The sequence below is a fragment of the Alienimonas chondri genome (assembly GCF_013036045.1).
Classification (GTDB): domain Bacteria; phylum Planctomycetota; class Planctomycetia; order Planctomycetales; family Planctomycetaceae; genus Alienimonas; species Alienimonas chondri.
Map to the genome: position 1 here is coordinate 1 of NZ_WTPX01000101.1, position 17,569 is coordinate 17,569.

Genomic DNA, 17,569 nt, shown 5'->3' on the forward strand with positions numbered 1-17,569 from the left:
GAACGTCCGCGGCGAACGCACCAGCAATTACCGCCCCAGCCGCATCGCCCAGGGCAAAACCGGCCCCCGCGTCCCCCAAACCAGCCTGCCCCTGAACCAGCAGCCGGACATCCGCGCCGCCTTGAAGCTGCTGCGTCGCCGGTGAGCCGAGCCTCAAACTCTACCTGTCCCGTCGTGAGCCGCTCTCTTGAAGAGAGCGGCTCACGACGTTTTAACCCGCCGCCTCACACGTCCAAATCGCGGGCCTCGAGGGCGTGCTTTTCGATGAACTCGCGGCGGGGTTCGACGGCGTCGCCCATCAGGATGCGGAAGATTTCGTCGGCCCCGCTGGCGTCGGCCATCGTGACCTGCATCAGCGTGCGGGTCTCCGGGTCCATCGTGGTCGTCCACAGCTCTTCGCTGTCCATCTCGCCCAGCCCTTTAAAGCGGACGACGGACAAACCGCGTTCGCCCAGCTCACGCAGCCGCGGCAGCAGATCCCGCAGGCTCTCCAGGCCGTCTTCGCCCGATTTATGACGGACCTCGAACGGCTGCACGACCTCGCCGTTGACCAGACCCGCGGAGATAAGATCCCGCGGGTCCACGCCCAGGCCTTTTAATTCGACCAGCGTCTCGTTGATCGCCCGAATCTCATGCAGGTCCGTTACCGCGAAGGTCGGGGCGTCGTCCTCGTCGTCGGCCGGTTCGCCGTCGCCGTTAGGCGGCGCGTCGGTCGCGGGGGGCTGGTGTTCTTCGAGGAAGGCGTCCAGCGCCGCTTTATCGGACAGCCAATGCTCGTCGGGACCGAGCGTCACCCGGAACCGCGGGAGCCGACCGCCGCGGCCCTGCTCGTCGATGTCGATTAATTGCTCGCGAACCATCAGCCGGAAGTCGACGCCGCGCCGTTCGAGCGTTTCGAGCGGCTCCTCCAGCTTGCTGAGCAGGCCCGACAGCCGGGCCAGCGCGTCCTCTTCATATTCAAAGCCGTCCTTTTTGACGACCAGCGTCGTGCCGTCGCGGCCCAGCTCCGCCAGTTCGGTCTGCATCTCCTCGTGCGTCAACACGTAGCGCGGCGGCGCCTTGGAACCCTTTTTCGTCACTCGATAGAGCGGCGGCTGGGCGATATAGATCGCGCCGGACCGGACCAGTTCCCGCAGGTGACGGAAGAGGAAGGTGAGGATCAACGTGCGGATGTGCGAGCCGTCGATATCGGCGTCGCACATCAGGACGATGCGGCCGTAACGTCGTTTGCGGACGTCCTCGTCGCCGGCCTGCGGCGGCACGCCGACCGCCTTAAAGATGTTGCTGATTTCATTATTGTCCAGCACCTTGACCAGCTGGGCCTTCTCCACGTTGAGGATCTTGCCTCGCAGCGGCAGGATCGCCTGGTGCTCGCTGTCGCGGCCGGTGTCGGCGGAGCCGCCGGCCGAGTCGCCTTCGACCAGATACAACTCCGTGCTTTCCAGCTCGCGGCTGCGGCAGTCGCGGAGTTTCTCGGGCAGTCCGCCGGTGGTCAGGGCGCCTTTACGGCGGACCATTTCGCGGGCTTTCTTGGCCGCCTCGCGGGCCTCGGCGGCCTTCATCGCCTTTTGCAGGATCACCTTGGCGATATCCGGATGCTCTTCCAGATACTTCGCCAACTGCTCGCCCACGACGCTGTTGACGGCGCCCTCGGCCTCGTTATTGAGCAGCTTCACCTTGTTCTGAGCGAGGAACTTCGGGTCCGGCAGGCGGACCGTGACCACGCCGGCGAGGCCTTCGCGGAAGTCGTCGCCGGCGGGAACGATGTCCTTGAAGGCGTTCGTCCGCTTGCCGTAGGCGTTCAGCGTGCGGGTCAGCGCCGTTTTGAAGCCGGAGAGGTGGAAGCCGCCCTCGCTGTTATAAATGCCGTTGCCGTAGCAGCGGATCTGCTCCGCGAAGCCGGAGTGATATTGAAAAGCGACGTCCACGCCGATGAGTTGCTCGGTTCCTTCGCTCTCTTCGCCGACCGTGATCTCGCCGGCGCAACGGATCACCTGCGGGAACAGGGGCGTTTCCGTGCGGTTCAGATATTGAACAAACTCCGTCAGGCCGTCTTCGTAGTGGAATTCGTCGGACTGATCGGTGCGTTCGTCCTCGATCGCTGTTTTGAGGCCGGCGTTGAGGAACGCGGCGTCGCGGAGGCGGCGGTGCAGCGTTTCGTAGGAGACGTCCGTGTCGCCGAAGATCGTCGCGTCCGGCTTGAAGGTGACCGTCGTGCCGGTCTCCGTCGCCGTGCCGAGCTTCTTGAGCGGCTGGGTCAGTTGGCCCTTTTTGAACTCCATCGTCCAATGATGGCCGTCGCGGCGGACCTCGGCTTCGAGCCATTCGGCGCAGGCGTTGACGGCGGTGATGCCGATGCCGTGCAGGCCGCCGGTGCCGGTCGTGTAGCCGCTGGTACGGTCGAACTTGCCGCCGGCGTGCAGCTCCGTGAACACCACTTCCAGAGCGCTGCGACCGCCGAGGGCTTCGGTCTCGGCGACGGGGATGCCGCGGCCGTCGTCGGAGACGGTGACGGAACCGTCCGCGTTGATCTTCACCCGGCAGGCGGAGGCGTGCTGGTTGGAGAACTCGTCGATGACGTTGTCGACGAGTTCATACACGAGGTGGTGCAGGCCGACGGCGTCGGTGCCGCCGATGTACATCGCGGGCCGCAGGCGGATGCCTTCGATGCCCTGCAGGTGACGGATCTGGTCGGAGGTGTACGCCGCGCCGTCCGGCCCGGCGGCGGCGGGTGCGTCGACCGGCGCGTCAGCGGGAGCGGGGGCGTCGGGAGCGTCGGTGGACATACGCGGCGGGGGCGTGAAATACGGCTGCGAAGGCCTGCATTGTACGCTCCGGGGCCCGGTTCGGACATGCCGCCGGGGGCCGCGTTCGGCCCTGTTTCACCGATCTCCGACGCCCGCGATCTACCGGTCGCCGAGACTGCCGGGCAGATCTCCGAAGCCCGGCCGCAGCCCGGGGCGGTCTCTCGGTTGGAACCTCGTCCCGGAACCGGCCGCGGGGCCGGTCGCCGGATCCGGCGACCGGGTCGGGTTCGGGCGTTCGGCGGGGGGTTTGCGCAGCTCGCCGTTCAGCTTGAACTTCAATCCCCGCAGCCGGCTCTCGGGCAGTCGACGCTGCATCTCGCCCAGCAGGCGGTCTTTATGGAAGGAGGCCAATTCCCCCAGCAGGGCGCTGTTCTGCACGCCGACGTGCAACATGCCGTGCCGCACGCCCACGACGCGGGTGCGGTCCGCGATGCGATCCCCCGCGGCGGCCCGCCAGTCCTTCGCCAACTGCGTGCTCTCCCCGGTCGAGGCAACGCCCTTGATGCGAATCAGCTCCGCCAACGCCGCCCCCAGCGTCGGCGGCGTGCCGGGACCCTTGGGGCGTCCGGCGCTGGGCTTGGCGGGTTTGCGAGGCGGCATGGGAGGCAACATAACGTCGGCGAGCCGGGGGGTTCATCCCCCCGGGCCGGTGAGCGCAGCGAACCGAACGCGAATCGGGAACGAACCCGTACCCGGTCCGGGGGGACAAGCCCCCCGGCTCGCCGCGTTTACCGATCGCGGCTCAGGGGCATGATGACGTAGGTGTAGTCGCCGCCGGTGCGCAACACCGCGGCGCTGTCCGGGTCGTTCAGGCCGACGGTGAAGGTCGCTTCCGGTTCCAGCACCTTCAAAAAGTCCGCGACGAAGCGGGGGTCGAAGGTGATCGTGAACGCGTCCCCGTGATAGGGGACGGGCAGTTCGATCTGACTGGCGCCCACGTCGGCGGCCCGGCTGTTCAGCCGCAGATTGCCGTCCTCGAAGGTGAAGTCGACGCCGCGGGTCTCGTCGCTGGTGACGATCTGGGCCTGACGAACGGCGCTGTAAAACGGACCGGCGACCATCTCGACGGTGTGCTTGCTCTCGGCGGGGATGACCTGCCGGTAACGGGGGAAGCGGCCTTCCACCAGGCGGGCGGAGACGACCACGTCGCCGGCTTTGCAGAGCACGTCGTTGTCCCGCAGGGTGACGAACACTTCGCCGTCGGCGTCGCCCAGCACGCGATCCAGAATGCCCAGCGCCTTCGCGGGGATGACGGGGCCGTCGCTCGGGCCGGCGCCGGGCGTGCCGGTCGCGGAGGCCGCCGCTTCCACCACCGCCAACCGGCGACTGTCGGTCGCGGCGAAGGTGACCGTTTCGCCGCCGCCCTCGCTCCCGCCGACTTCCACCAGCACCCCGCCCAGGGCGTAGCGGGTGCTTTCGGTGTCGGTGGCGAACAGCGTGCGGCGGATGGCCCCCTTCAGCACGCCCTCGGAGAGCGTGTGGAAGTCGTCCTGTTCGAAGTCGGCGACCGGGGGGAACTCCGCCGGGTCTTCGGGGGAGAGGCGGAACTCGCTATGCCCGGCGCGAATCCAGACGGCGTCGTTCTCGTCCGGTTCCTCGCCGCCCTTCGCTCCGGGAGCGGGGCCGAGCTCCAGATGCACCGTGTCGTCGTTCAACTCGCGCAGGATCTGCTGGACGCGTTGGGCCGGCAGCAGGGTGGAGCCGGGGCGTTCGACGGTCACCCCGCCTAACTTCACCCGCACGCCGACCTCGCTGTCGGTCGCGGAGAGCACCGCGGAATCGCCCTCGGCGTCGATCCGCACGTTGCGGAGGATCTCCTTGGGGGTGCGGGTCGGCACGGCGGCGCCGACGGTCGTGAACGCCGCGGCGAGGGCGGGACGGGCGCAGTGCAGTTTCATAGGGGCGCAGAACGCGAGACGCGGACGGGGTCCCTCAGTCTACGGCATCACAGCGGCGACGGGACCTCTCACGGGCGAGGAGGGCAAGGGGATCGCGAATGTCCGCCGCGGTTTCGCCATGCCCGGCACAGCCCGTCCTGTTTCCCCTGCCTCGCCCCCGACCGGCAACCTCGCCGTGAAACGCCCGATCGGTTATCTAACGATCGGTACGGAACCCCCGGGGAGGCATCGCCCGGCCCCCGGCCGGGCGATGCCAAACCTACAAGAATCAGCAGTATTCCTTTACGGGGAGCCCCTCCGCGGTGCACGGCGAGAGGCCGGATGACGTTACTTACGTCTGGCCAACGGGCTGCCGCTACGATCCGCGGTTCGCCCGGCGCGAATAAGCGGTGGGTTCGCGGTGGGGGAGCGGTGGGGAACCGGACGACGGCGCGTCCGCCCGTCCACCGCGCCGAACGACGCGGAATCGCCGTCTCTGCCATGCACCGGCAATCCACCGGTTATTCGCGCCGCGTCAGGAGCGAATCAGAGGCTCGGATCAGCCCGCCGGCGCCCGTGACCGGGCCGCGATCCGCGGAGAACGGCGGCGGCGTCGGCGCTCGTTCCACGCCGTCCGGCGGGCGCGTCGGCGGGGGCGGGCTGTTCCCGCTCGCCCCGATTCGGCTCGATTCTGTCCCCGGGGCTGCGTTCCCGGGGTCGGGGGTTCCCGGGGCTACGCGGGGATGCTACCGATCAGATTCGCGACGTCGTCGACGGACTCGCCGATATGAAAGCCGGAGTCGTCGATGAAAAACTGGCGCACGCGCTTGTCGTGCTGGCTGCCCCGCATCTTGATGATCGCCAGACCGCGACCGATCTCGTGTTCCTGCTCCAAGTAACGCAGCAGAACGATCGCGTCGGTGAGGGTGGAGATATGCGCCCCGACCTGCCCCCCCGGGCCGACCGTGTGCGGGCTGGTGGCGGTCAGCAGGGCGCAGATGCGTTCCCGTTTGAGATGGCTGGAGAGGCCGATCAGGAACTCGCGGAAGGTGCGAGCGGTGCTGACGCGTTCCAGGGCGCTGATGCTGTCGATCACGATCCGCGTGGGGCGGAACAGTTCGATCTGCCGGCGGATCTCGTACAGGTGCCCTTCGAGGCCGCGGTTCTCCGGGTATTCGCTCCGGATCTTTAATAATCCGTCCGCTTCCCAGCGGGTGAAGTCGTAGCCCCAGTTCGTCGCGTTGCGGCCCAACTGCGGGCGGCTTTCTTCGTAACTGAGGTAGAGGCTGCGTTCGCCGTTCTCACAGCCGTGCGCGGTGAAGGTGGAGCACAGCAACGTCTTGCCGCTGCCGGTCGGACCGCTGACCAGCACGACGGAGTCTTGAAACAACCCGCCGCCGGCCATCTCGTCGAACGCCTCGTTGCCGAACGGAAGGCGTTGCGAAATGCTTTCCTGCGACAGCCGCGCCGCGGATAGGGGCATCACGACGATGCCGTTGTGCATCCCGTCCGGCTGAGCGGTTTCCCCGCCGGCGGCGATGATGAAGGGGTACTCCCCGTGGCGATGGCGGTCGCCGCGCAGCTTGTAGACCTGCACGGTGCGGCGGATACGTTCGTTGGCGAGCGTTTGCCGCAGAATCAGCACGCAATCGGCGACGAAGTCTTCCACGCCGTGCTGGGAAACGGCACCCATCTCGCGCAGGCGTTCGGCCGTCATCAACGTCGTGCAGTCCAGATCCCGCAGGGTGTCCCGCAGACGCACGATCTCCCGCCGCAGCGCGCCGTGGTCGTCGAACTGCGTGAACAGTCCGCCCAGCGAGTCCAATACGACCAGCTTCGCCCCGCGTTCCTTCACCGCGGCCTGCACCTGCAAAATGATCCCGGAGAGATCGTACGCCCCGGTCGGCGTCAAGGTGTGCGGGTCGGGGGAGGCGTCCACCAGTTGCAGTATGCCGGTCTTCGCGGCGGCGCCTAAGTCCCAGCCGAGCGTTTGCACGTTGCGGATCAGGTCCATCGCCTGTTCCTCGAAGGTCACCAGCACCGCCGGTTCGCCCCGCTGCACGGCGTTCCACAGGATTTGAGAACTCAGCAGCGTTTTCCCCGATCCGCTGGTGCCCAGCGCCATGGTGGTGCGGCCCTTCACCAGCCCTCCCATCAGGATATGGTCCAGTCCCTCAACCCCGGTGGGGAGGCGGGGCAGACCCGGCGAGAGTTCCCCATCGCCGGCGTCATCCGCCGCAGCCTCGAAGAGGGGCGGATCGTGCGTGTCGGCAGATTCGTCGGACATGGTGGCCGGGGATGAGCGGGGACCGTTGGGCCGGCGAGACCGAAAGGGTCAGAACCGGAGAGAAAGGCGGGCGGGGGGCGTCCCGATCAATGCCGCGCTCTCGAATCGCGGGCATCGGAGACGCGGGCGTCAAGAGCGTGGGGGCGAGGACGAAGGTCGCTCGGTGGACGAGGGCGCGGCGCCCGCTTCGCCGGGGCCGGACTCCCCGCCGCCGGGATTGAGCAGGGGGTGATCTCCGCCGACCAGCACCAGCGTGCGAACGCGTTCGAAGTCGGTCAGGTCGCCGATCAAACGCACCACCGGGGACGGCTCCAGCCGCACCAGCGTGGGCGTGGCGACGATGCGCTCCCGCCGGGCGACGGTCGGGTCGGCGATCAGGTCGATCACCTCGATCTCCGCACGATCCCCCAAGGGTTCGGCCAGATGGCGGGAGACATGCTCCCGGGCGCGTAACGACAGAGGACTGCTGCCCGTCACGAACAACTGGAACCGATAGCTCACGGAACTCTGCCCGGAAGGGATCAGTTCCTCAAGGGATGCGACTTCAGACAACGGGCGACGATGAAGAGAACCTTGTGTTCCGTTGAATCCTAGCGAGCGGGAGGCGCAAACGGCGCCTAGAAATAAGCTCCCCGCGGCGTTTCGCGACGAAGAGCCTTCCTCAGCACGTTCGGAGGCGTGCCCGCCGCCCGCAGAGCGTTCCGACGGGCGCTTTGATCGCTTATTTCGAGGAGTCCCCGAGGACCGCGCGGATGAGCTGTTCCGGCGGGCCGTCTTTGACGACGTAGCACTCCGCCCCGGCCTCGAACATATCGAACTCGCGGTCGTCGGATTCGTGCATCGACAGCGCGATGACCCGCGTTTCGGGCCAACGCGCTTTGAGCCGGCGGGTCGCCTCCACGCCGTCCAGCTTCGGCATGTTCACGTCCATGAGTACGACGTCCGGTCGCAGTTCGGCCGTTTTCTCCAAGACGTCTTCCCCGTCGACGGCTTGGCCGACGACGGTGATGCCCGGCGCTCGGCCCAGCAGGCCGGACAACGACAGGCGAATGATGCGGTGATCGTCCGCCAGCAACACGCGAATCGGCGGGGCGGCGCTCGCGTCGGCCGCCGGTTCGGGGGTCGACGTATCGGGGGGCGCCGTCGCGCGGGGCGTTCCTCCGTGCGAATGCGGCGGCGGGGCGGAGCCGCGAGAACCCTCCTTGATCGGCGGCGTTGCGGAAGAATCCGCCGCGGAGGACGCGTGTTCGGACAGAGCAGCCTCGGAATCGGCGAAGAGGGGACGTTGGGTGAAGCGCCCGGCGTTGATCGGGCAAAGCAGGCGCACGATCGTCCCGCGCCCGGCGACGCTTTCGATCTCCATCCGCCCGCCGGCCAGTCGCAGTCGTTCGGACAGGCTGAACAGACCGAACCGGTTCGAGATCGGATCGCCCGTGTCCACCAGGTTCTTCGCGGGAGCCGCGGGCGATGGGGCCTCGTCGACCGTCGCCGAGGTTCCGTCGGCCGCTGCGGTTCCCTCGTCGTCGGCGGAGGACGCGCGGGGGGCGCTGGGATCGAACCCGCAACCTTTGTCGGAGACCGTCAGACTCAGCAGGTCCGGGGAGTCGGCGTCGGTTCGCATGCGGCGCAGCGTCAACCGGGCGTGATCGACGCCGGCGTGTCGGGCGACGTTGGACAGCAACTCCACCGCCGCCTGATACAGCAGCGTGCGACTGTCCTGGGTGTCGGGTTCGGCGTCGTCGTCGCAGTCCACCTCCGCGACCAGCGTCCCGGGCAGCGGTCCGGCTTGGCTGAAAGCGCTGTCGCCCGTGTTCTCGGAGGCGTCGTTCTCCGGGGAGTCCGTCGCGCCGATGCGGGTCGTCTCGCCGAGCCAGCGCAACGCCGCGACCAGCCCGGCTTCGTACAGCACCAGCGGACTCCATAGCCCGGTCAGATCCTTGCAGAGCTGCACGCTGCGGATCAGCAGGGAGTCGATCTCCGTCAGCGGGCCGGCGTCGGGATCGGGTTCGTCGCCGCTGACCGGGTTCTGGGCACAGGCGAGAAACATGCGGGCGGCGACCAACAATTGCAGCATGTCCTCGTGCAGGACGAGGGCGAGGCGGCGTCGATCGCCGGCCTCGGCCTCGGCCGTCTTCGCCGAGGCCTGCAGCAACGAGTCCACCTTCTGCTCGACCGCCCGGCGCTCCTCGGCCAACTGGTTTCGCTCGGCGATCAGCCGATCCCGCTCGCTGGTCACGCGATCCAGTTTCAAGCAGGCCTCCGCGGCGGCGGCGATGGCGGCGACGTTGTCGCCGGCAATCGGGATCGCCTCCTCCAGCCCCTCACGCCGGGTGACTTGGCCGGCGCGGGCGGGATCGCAGGCCGCTTCCGGCGCTTCGTCTGCGTTCGGATCGCAGGTCAGAATGAGCGGGACGTGCGGCAGCCGATCGCGGATCGCGTGCGGCAGGTCCATTCCTTCTCCCCACGCCATCCCGTCCCGCAGCACCGCGAACAGGAACGGGTCCTCTGGGGATGAAGATTCCGTCGCGAACTTGTCCAGCAGGCGGACGGTCTCCTCGCGAGAGCCGGCGACCTCCAGCTTGACCTCCGGCAGCGCCCGTCGCAGTTCGGCGGCGGCGAGGGCGCGGGGGCGCTCGCGGTCGTCCACCAGCAGGGCGCGGGCGACTCCCTGCGCCACAGGATGAGGCAGGGGGTGCGAAGAACCGTTGGAAACGGGGGGCTTCGCGTCGTTCTCCCCACGAGATCCGGGCGCCGGCGGGGCGTTCGGTGACGACATAGAGGCGGATTCGGGGAGACGGTCGACCATCCAAAGTGTGGTCCGTGAGGACGACTTCGGCAACGGCGGAAACCCGCCGAGGGGGCCGTCTCGTGGGGTAGGGGGATCCCTCCCCAGGAGCCGTTTGCCGTAGGGGAAGCCCCGGTCTCGAGCCGGCGCCGAGGCCGGGACGACGCTTGCGGCAGGGGGTTTGCAACCCGGGCTGTGGCCGCGGGGAAAGCTGCGGAAGCGAGCCGCGAGCGCGGAGCCGCCGCCCGCAGCGGGCCGATTGGGGAAAAGTCCTCGGCCGGCGCTGCGGAGAGGGGCGTCCGGTTGGTATCGAACGGCGGGGGAGGTTAGCGTGCCGACCGGCGACGAGTCCGTTGCCCCGCATTCGTTCCTCCGCCCCGCCGCCCGGTTCGCTCCGGCCGGTCCGCCCCCGCCCGGTTCTCCGCACCCGTGCCGTTCGCACCCGTGCCGTCGCCCAGCGGGCTTGCCCCGGCCCTCGACTTGATGCCGAGTCTCGGGTCGTCGAGCCTCGGGTTCGCCCCGGATCTATCGTTCGTCCCCTTGCTGGCCGCCGGCGGCCACGGGGGCGACCCGGCGCCGGGTTGGGTGATGGGGCTGTTCGCGATCGGGATGCTGCTGACGTACGTCGGCGTGGCGGTCGATCGGCTGCACAAGACCGTCGCCGCCTTGGGCGGGGCGCTGGTGCTGGTGCTGCTGGCGTTGAACATGCAGTGGTTCGGCGAGAAGCCGCTATTCGACAAGTATCAGGACGTCTACAACATCTTGGGCGGGGAGCTGAACATCTTCGCCGTGATTATCGGCACCGGGATTTTGGTGGACGTGGTCGGCAAAAGCGGGCTGTTTCACTTCATCTCCATCTGGATCGTTCGCCTGACGCACGGCCGAGCCGGTCTGTTATGGCTCAGTATTAATCTGCTGACCTTCTTCCTGGTCGCCGTGCTGACCATCGTGCCCGCGATGTTGATCCTCGGTTCGCTGGTGCTGGTGATCTGCCGGAGCCTGGATTACAGCCCGAAGCCGTTCTTGTTGAGCGTGGCGATCTGCGCGAATTCCGGGGCGCTGGCCACCTTCGCCAGCGGTTTGCCGAACATCATGATCGGGACATGGGCCAGCATCCCCTACGTACAATTTCTGGAGGTCAGCCTGCCCTTCGCCGCGTTCAGCCTGCTGATCGCGATGGGCGTGCTGCGGTTCTTCTTCCGCAACTCCGTGCCGTGGAAACAGACCGAGGAGCAAAAGGTCGCCCTCGACGCGAAGCTGCGGGAGTTCGATCCCTGGGCGCTGGTCGAAAGCCGCTGGGTCTTGATCCGCAGCGCGTTGATCCTCTCGCTGACGGTGCTCGGCTTCGCGTTCGCCACGACGTTGGGCTTGGGCGTCGATTACGTCGCCATGGCCGGCGGCGTGCTGAGCTTGCTGTTCGCCGGCAAGGGCGTCGAAGACGCAATCGGCAAGGTGAACCTGACGGTCATCCTGTTCTTCACGGGCCTGTTTTTAGTGATCGGCTGCGTGGAGGCCACCGGCGCCCTGGAGTGGCTGGCCGGTCAGGTCGTCGCGCTCAGCGGCGGCAAGCTGGAACTCTTGGTCCCGCTGCTGGCGGTGTTCAGCGCGGTCACCAGCGCGATCGTGGACAATATCCCCGTCGCGGCGACCTTGATTCCCATCGTGGAAAGCGTCGGCGGCGAACCCGGGACGCCGATCGAACCGCTGTGGTGGACGCTGATTCTCTCCAGCAACCTCGGCGGAAACGCCACCCCGATCGGCAGCATCTCCTGCGTGATCGCCTTGTATACGCTCAAAAAAGAGGCCGGCGTGACCGTCGGCTGGGGGGAATTCATTAAGATCGGCGGCACCGTGATGGTGCTGCAGGTCATCGGCATCATCATTTATATCCTCGCCCTGCAGCACCTCGGCTGGATCCCCGCCCTGCCTCAGGCCGCCTGAGGGCGCCCGGTAGACGCGGGCGGAACGCGGTTCGTTCCTCGCACGGTTCGTTTTTGGCAAATGCGTCGCCCGCCGCCCCGCGGGCGGGGTAGGCTGAGGGGTCGATCTGCATAATTCGTCGCGTTCCCCTCTATGCCGCTGCCTCGTTCGCTCGCCGATTTGCTCTGGGCCGTTCGGTTTCGGGTTTATAATCGGTTCCGACGCCGGCTGACCGTCTTGAAATGCGAGGCGCCCGCCGGGGCGACCAGCGAAGCGCCCGGCGACGGTTCGCCCAGTTCGCCGATCGCGGTCATCGGGTACGGGCCGGGGGACGAACTGCCGGCGGGACTGCTCGATCGGTTGGCGGAGCGGTTCGGGGCGGACTTTCCCGCCGTTCACCACGCCGAAGCCGCGGACGGGGCGACGCTGTGGGTCGGGTCGATCGACGGCGAACCGCTGGGCTTCGCCCGCACGCGGCCGGGCGATCGGGTGAGCGGTTGGCATGAGCCGCTGGGGGCGAACGACCGATTGGTGTACGCCATGGCGACGCAGCGGGCGGCGCGGGGGCAGGGGCTGAGCACCGCGACGCTGCGGGCCGCGCTCGCCGCCGTCCCCGCCGACGGATCCGCGTGGGCCGATACGATGATCTGGAACGCCCCGGCGCTGACCGTGCTGCGGCGGGTCGGGTTCGTCGACCTCTATGAAGCCGACCCGCTGCCGGATCACCCGGACTAGCATCACGGCGCTGCGGGCGACCGCACTTTCTGCGAAAATCTGGGCGACGATTTCGATTTCCGCGGAACTTTTGGTTGATTTCGTTGTTGGTGTGCGAGGTTCGCATCCGTTAGGGTCGATGCGTTCGTCGGCTCTCATCGAGGGTTCCCTCGTTGCCGCGATGCTGGGATTTGTGTGGTTCGGGTCGGCCCGAATCCTCCTCAGCCTGCTCTCAACTCCCTCCCCTCGGAATCGAATGTCTTTTCCTACTTCGCCGCGAGGCAGATCCCGGTCCGCACGCCGCACGGGTTTCACGCTGATCGAACTGCTGGTCGTGATCGCGATCATTGCGATCCTGGTTTCGCTGTTGCTGCCCGCCGTGCAACAAGCCCGGGAGGCGGCCCGCAAAAGCCAGTGTCAGAACAACCTCAAGCAGCTGGGGCTGGCTCTGCACAACTACCACAGCACCTACAAGCTCTTCCCCGCCGCCTCCGCCGGCCACAACACCCCCGACCCGGACCGGAGCGGCATCTACGGCGAAGACAACCGCCTCCGGGTTTCCGGCTTCGTGCCGCTGCTGCCGTACATGGACCAGACGGCGCTATGGAATCAGATTAGCAGACCGTTGGACCGTGACGGCGACCCCTCCAGCGCCGACGACGTGTTCCGCGCCGGCGGCGGGCGCCCCTGGAGGGGCGCGTACACGCCGTGGCGGACCCAAGTCGCCACGCTGCTGTGCCCCAGCGACGGCAAGAACCCCAACGGCGTTGGCGAGACGAACTATTCCTTCTGCCGCGGCGACAACGGACGCGGAATCAGTCACTGGTCCAACGCGACCAACCCGCGATCGCGCGCCGCAGCCCGCGGGATGTTCGACCAGTTCACCTGGCGCGGCATCCGTGACATGCGGGACGGTTCCATCAACACGATCTTGATGGGCGAGAACGGTCGTTGGGACGGCGCCGCGTTCTTCCAGTCCGCGGTCGTCCGCAACGGCAGTTCCGGCTACGGCGGCTCCATTCACAACGACCCGTTCACTAACTGTCGTGACGCGGTCAGCTCCGATGTCGACCCCGGCATGTACGCGGACAGCGAACTGGCCCGCCGGGTGGAGCGGGGCAACCGCTGGAACGACGGCATCACCCCGATGACCGGGTTCCTGACCATCCTGTCCCCGAACGGCCCGAGCTGCTTGTCGAGCGGCTGGGACGGCAGCAACGGCGTCATCTCCGCCGGCAGCTTCCACAGCGGCGGCGTACAGGTCTGCCTGGGCGACGGGTCCGTCCGATTCATCTCCGAGACGATCGACAACGGGGAGAGCGGCGCCGTGAACTCGAAAAACAGCGGTCGCAGCAACTACGGCGTCTGGGGCGCCCTCGGCAGCCGTGCCGGCGGCGAGACCGTCGAGGAGTTCTGACCGACCGCGGCCCGAAGCCGCCCGTCCTCCCGTCGCTCGCGCGACGGCGGACTCTGTCAAAGAACGCCCCGCCAAAGAACGCCCCGCGGCCGACATCGGCCGCGGGGCGTCTTGCTTACGGATTCCGCAAAGAAAGAGCGATTCTCGTCACGGACGTCAGCCGCCGGCCGCCGCGGCTTCGGCGGCCCGCATCTCGGCCTCGTAATCCTCGATTTCTTCCTCCTCCATCACGTCCTCGTCACCCTCGATCACGCCGTCCTCCGGGCCGTCGCAGCCGGTCAGACCGCCGGCGGTGAGGAACAGGAGCGAGGCGCACAGGGCCGAGACGGCAACGCGTGCGGGGGCGGAAGAAGCGCTGGGACGGAGCATGGGACAGTTGGTCGAAGGCCATGCGGCGGAGTCGCCGCGGAGAGTCGAAGCTCTCAGTTTTACCAGATCGACGTCCGCCTCCGCGATGGTCGCGCGGCCGATCCGCCGGACCGCCGGGGCTGAACCGGCCCGCGGGCGGCGATAGACTTCGGGTCTCCACATCGTCCTCCCGTTCCCGCCGCGCGTTCCCGCCGCTCATGGCCGACTCCGATTCCGACACGTCCCCGGACGACAAAGGCGCTGACGACCAAGGCGCCGGCGACGGCGTGCGAATCGGCTTCGATCTGGGCGGCACGAAGATGTACGCCTGCGCCTTCGACGCGGACTACAAGCTGCTCGGCAAGGACCGCCGCAAGACGAAGGGCCATCTCGGCAGCGAGGCCGGCGTCGAACGCATCATCGACACCATCAATGACTGCCTGGCCGACGCGAAGGTCGACGCCAAGGACGTCATCGGCATCGGCGCCGGCGTGCCCGGCGTGACGGACCTCGACAAAGGCGTGTTGATCAACACGGCGAACCTCGGCTGGAAGGACGTCCCGCTGGCGAAGCTGTTGCAGAAGGAGTTCGACTGCCCCGTCACCCTCTGCAACGACGTGGACGCCGGCGTGTACGGCGAATGGAAGTTCGGCGCCGGCAAGGAAAAACGCTGCGTGTTGGGCGTGTTCCCCGGCACCGGCATCGGCGGCGGAATGGTTTATGAAGGCGCCATTTTTCGCGGAGCCAAATATAGTTGCTTGGAGATCGGCCATATGCCGGTCGATCCGCTCGGCCCCCGCAGCGGGCTGGGGCAGCGGGGCACGCTGGAGGCCGTCGCCAGCAAGCTGACGATCGCCAGTCAGGCCGCCTTGGCCGCCTATCGCGGACAGGCGCCGCATCTGATGAAAGAGACCGGCACCGATCTGATCGACATCCGCAGCGGGGCGCTCTCCGACAGCGCGGAGCACGACGACGCCGTCCGTCAGATTTTATTAGACGCCGCGGAGATCATCGGGACGACGGTCGGCGGGGTCGTGAACCTGTTGGCGCCGGACGTGGTCGTGTTGGGCGGCGGGCTGGTCGAGGCGATGCCGAAGCTATTAGTCCCCGCGGTGAAGCAGGCCGCCGAGGCCGCCGCGATGCCGGCCTTCCGCGGCATCTTCGAGGTCGTCGCCGCCGAACTGGGCGACGAGGCCGCGGTGATGGGCGCCGCCGCCTGGCAACAACGGCAGGCCGACGGTTAGGGCGGAAGGGGGAGGGCGGAAGGCGGAAGGGTCTTCCGGCCGCTCGTCGCCCCCCTCCCTCGGGAGAGGGGCCGGGGTGAGGGGCAAGCGACATACAATCACTCTCGAACCGTTCCTCCGTTCTCCCCAGCGCTTCGCCCGTCACTCCGCAAACGAATCCATGTAAGGGATCGCCACCCTCACCCCCGGCCCCTCTCCCTGAAGCTCCCTGAAGGGAGAGGGGGGCAGAGTTCTCCGCGGCGTTTCCCCCCTTCCGCCTTCTCCCCTCCGCCTTTCGCCTTGAGCGACCCCGTCCCCCCGCCGCTGCCCGTCGCGGTGATCGATATCGGCGCGACCGCCATGCGGTTGGCGCTCGCGGAGGTCGCCGCGGACGGGGCGGTGCGACCGCTCGAACACCTCACCCGGGCGGTGAACCTCGGCAAGGACGTGTTCACCGACGGCGCCATCACCCCCGCCACGATGGAAGCCTGCGTCGCGGTGCTGCGGGATTATCGCCGGGTGCTGGAGCAATACGGCCTCTCCCCGGGCGGACGCGGGCTGTCCGGCGGCGGAGCGGGCGGCTCCGAGGCGGGCGACGGACGATTGCGGGTCGTCGCCACCAGCGCCGTCCGCGAGGCCACCAACCGCCTCACCTTTCTCGACCGGATCTTCGCCGCCACCGGCATCGAGATCGAACCGATCGACGAGGCGGAGACCACCCGCGTCACCTATCTCGGCGTCCTCCCGTATTTACAGGCCGATCCGGGGCTTTATGACGCGACCGCCGCGGTCGCGGAGGTCGGCGGCGGGACGACCGACGTGCTGGCGATTCAGCAGGGCGACGTGCGGTTCTCCCAAAGCTATCGCGTCGGCGCGCTGCGGATGCGGGAAGCGGTCCGGGCGGCGGCGGGAACCAGCCCGCGGCAGTTGTGGGAGCGGCAGGCGGACCGGGCCGCCCGCCGGATGGCCGCCGACCTGCCCGACGACGCCGGCGCCCTGATCGCGTTGGGCGCCGACGTGCGCTTCGCCGCCGGTCATTTATTGCCGCCCACCCCCGGCGCCGGGGAGGAACCCGAAGCCGGCCCGGACGCCGCCGCCCAAACGCTGCCGCTGTCGCTGCTGCGCGACTTCCTCGACGACGCCTTCGCCCGCACCGAGGACGAACTCGCCCGGCGGTATCACCTCCCCTTCGAGCAGGCCGAAACCTTGCGGCCGGCGTTGCTGGTGAACCTGCGGCTCGCCGAGGCGTTGGGCTTGGAGGAGATGATCGTCGCCGAGGTGCACCTGCGGGACGGTTTGATCCGCGATACCGCCGCCCGCGGCGACTGGACCGCCCGCGCCGCCGCCCAGGCGATTCAATCCGCCGTCACGCTGGGCCGTCGCTATCGGGTGGACGGCGACCACGCCAAGCAGGTCGCGCGGATGGCGGACCGGTTGTTCGAGCAACTCGCCGAACGCCACCGCCTGGACGCCCGCCACGGCCGCATCCTCACCCTCGCGGCGCTGCTGCACGAGGTCGGCTTGTTCGTGGGCACGACGGGCTATCACAAGCACAGCATGTATCTCATCGCGAACAGCGACCTGTTCGGGGTCAGCCGTCGCGATCTGCATCTCATCGGGTTGGTGGCCCGCTATCACCGCCGGGCGAGTCCCAAGGCGACGCACACGCCGTTCACCTCGATGGACCGCCCGGAGCGCGTCGCCGTCGCCAAGCTCGCCGCGATTTTAAGACTGGCGAAGGCGCTGGACGAAAGCCGCAGCGGCCGGGTGAAGGACGTGGTCGCCCGCGTCGACGGCGACCGCCTCATCCTCACCGCCCCCGGCGTGGACGATTTGAGTCTGGAGCGATTGGCCGTCCGACAAAGCGGCCCGCTGTTCCGCGAGATCTACGGTTTGCGCGTGCTGCTGCGCGGCGGGTGATCGCACCGTTCCTGCCTCCCCTCTCCCTGAAGGAGGAGGGGGAACTGATGAGTCGTGGCCCGCTCTTCTCCCCTCTCCCTCAGGGAGAGGGGCCGGGGGTGAGGGTGAGCGAACCTTCACACGCGGCCGTTCGCGGGGGGACTGGCACACGCCAGAGGAGAGCGGCGGGGTCATGAAGGGCGGCCGGACGGGTCTAGCCCCCTCACCCCCGCCCAGAGCGTTTCCGAGCGACACAGCGTCCCGGACGCTTGAAGCGTCCGGGACGCTGTGT

The 17,569-nt window shown here is 68.1% G+C and carries 12 protein-coding genes; 5 read left to right on the forward strand and 7 right to left on the reverse strand.

The annotated features are described in order from the left end of the window. Positions 1-224 precede the first annotated feature (224 nt). The 6 genes from LzC2_RS14505 to LzC2_RS14530 form a co-directional block, all read right to left on the reverse strand. Positions 225-2,786, reverse strand: a complete 2,562-nt coding sequence (locus LzC2_RS14505) for a DNA gyrase subunit B (protein ID WP_171188237.1) — start codon at positions 2,784-2,786, stop codon at positions 225-227. Positions 2,787-2,906: 120 nt separating this feature from the next. Further along, positions 2,907-3,407, reverse strand: a complete 501-nt coding sequence (locus LzC2_RS14510) for a DciA family protein (protein ID WP_171188239.1) — start codon at positions 3,405-3,407, stop codon at positions 2,907-2,909. A 128-nt stretch (positions 3,408-3,535) separates the two neighbouring features. Further along, positions 3,536-4,705 (reverse strand): DNA polymerase III subunit beta, encoded by a 1,170-nt coding sequence (gene dnaN / locus LzC2_RS14515; RefSeq protein ID WP_171188241.1) that lies wholly within the window; start codon positions 4,703-4,705, stop codon positions 3,536-3,538. A gap of 712 nt (positions 4,706-5,417) precedes the next feature. After that, positions 5,418-6,971: a circadian clock protein KaiC gene (gene kaiC, locus LzC2_RS14520; RefSeq protein WP_171188243.1), complete on the reverse strand. Its 1,554-nt coding sequence runs from the start codon at positions 6,969-6,971 to the stop codon at positions 5,418-5,420. A gap of 129 nt (positions 6,972-7,100) precedes the next feature. Continuing rightward, positions 7,101-7,523 carry a circadian clock KaiB family protein gene (locus LzC2_RS14525; RefSeq protein ID WP_171188245.1) on the reverse strand — a complete coding sequence of 141 codons (423 nt, stop codon included), beginning with the start codon at positions 7,521-7,523 and terminating at the stop codon, positions 7,101-7,103. Positions 7,524-7,692: 169 nt separating this feature from the next. Continuing rightward, positions 7,693-9,747 (reverse strand): ATP-binding response regulator, encoded by a 2,055-nt coding sequence (locus LzC2_RS14530; RefSeq protein ID WP_171188247.1) that lies wholly within the window; start codon positions 9,745-9,747, stop codon positions 7,693-7,695. Between the two features lie 597 nt (positions 9,748-10,344). Between LzC2_RS14530 and LzC2_RS14535 the strand changes: the two genes are divergently transcribed. The 3 genes from LzC2_RS14535 to LzC2_RS21680 all read left to right on the forward strand — a co-directional run bounded on the left by LzC2_RS14535 (position 10,345) and on the right by LzC2_RS21680 (position 13,807). Continuing rightward, a complete protein-coding gene (locus LzC2_RS14535) occupies positions 10,345-11,697 on the forward strand; it encodes an SLC13 family permease (RefSeq protein ID WP_414636416.1) in 1,353 nt (450 codons plus the stop codon). 132 nt (positions 11,698-11,829) lie between these two features. Continuing rightward, complete coding sequence (locus LzC2_RS14540; RefSeq protein ID WP_171188249.1) at positions 11,830-12,411, forward strand: GNAT family N-acetyltransferase; 582 nt, start codon at positions 11,830-11,832, stop codon at positions 12,409-12,411. 235 nt (positions 12,412-12,646) lie between these two features. Next, entirely contained in the window at positions 12,647-13,807 is a 1,161-nt protein-coding gene (locus LzC2_RS21680; protein ID WP_171188250.1) for a DUF1559 domain-containing protein, read from the forward strand. Positions 13,808-13,963: 156 nt separating this feature from the next. Here the strand turns inward: LzC2_RS21680 and LzC2_RS14550 are convergent, their stop codons facing one another. Continuing rightward, entirely contained in the window at positions 13,964-14,176 is a 213-nt protein-coding gene (locus tag LzC2_RS14550; RefSeq protein WP_171188253.1) for a hypothetical protein, read from the reverse strand. Positions 14,177-14,373: 197 nt separating this feature from the next. Between LzC2_RS14550 and LzC2_RS14555 the strand changes: the two genes are divergently transcribed. Continuing rightward, on the forward strand, positions 14,374-15,399 hold the full coding sequence (locus LzC2_RS14555; protein WP_171188255.1) for an ROK family protein: 1,026 nt from the start codon (positions 14,374-14,376) through the stop codon (positions 15,397-15,399). 279 nt (positions 15,400-15,678) lie between these two features. After that, positions 15,679-17,298, forward strand: a complete 1,620-nt coding sequence (locus tag LzC2_RS14560; RefSeq protein WP_171188256.1) for a Ppx/GppA phosphatase family protein — start codon at positions 15,679-15,681, stop codon at positions 17,296-17,298. The last annotated feature ends 271 nt before the right edge of the window (positions 17,299-17,569 follow it).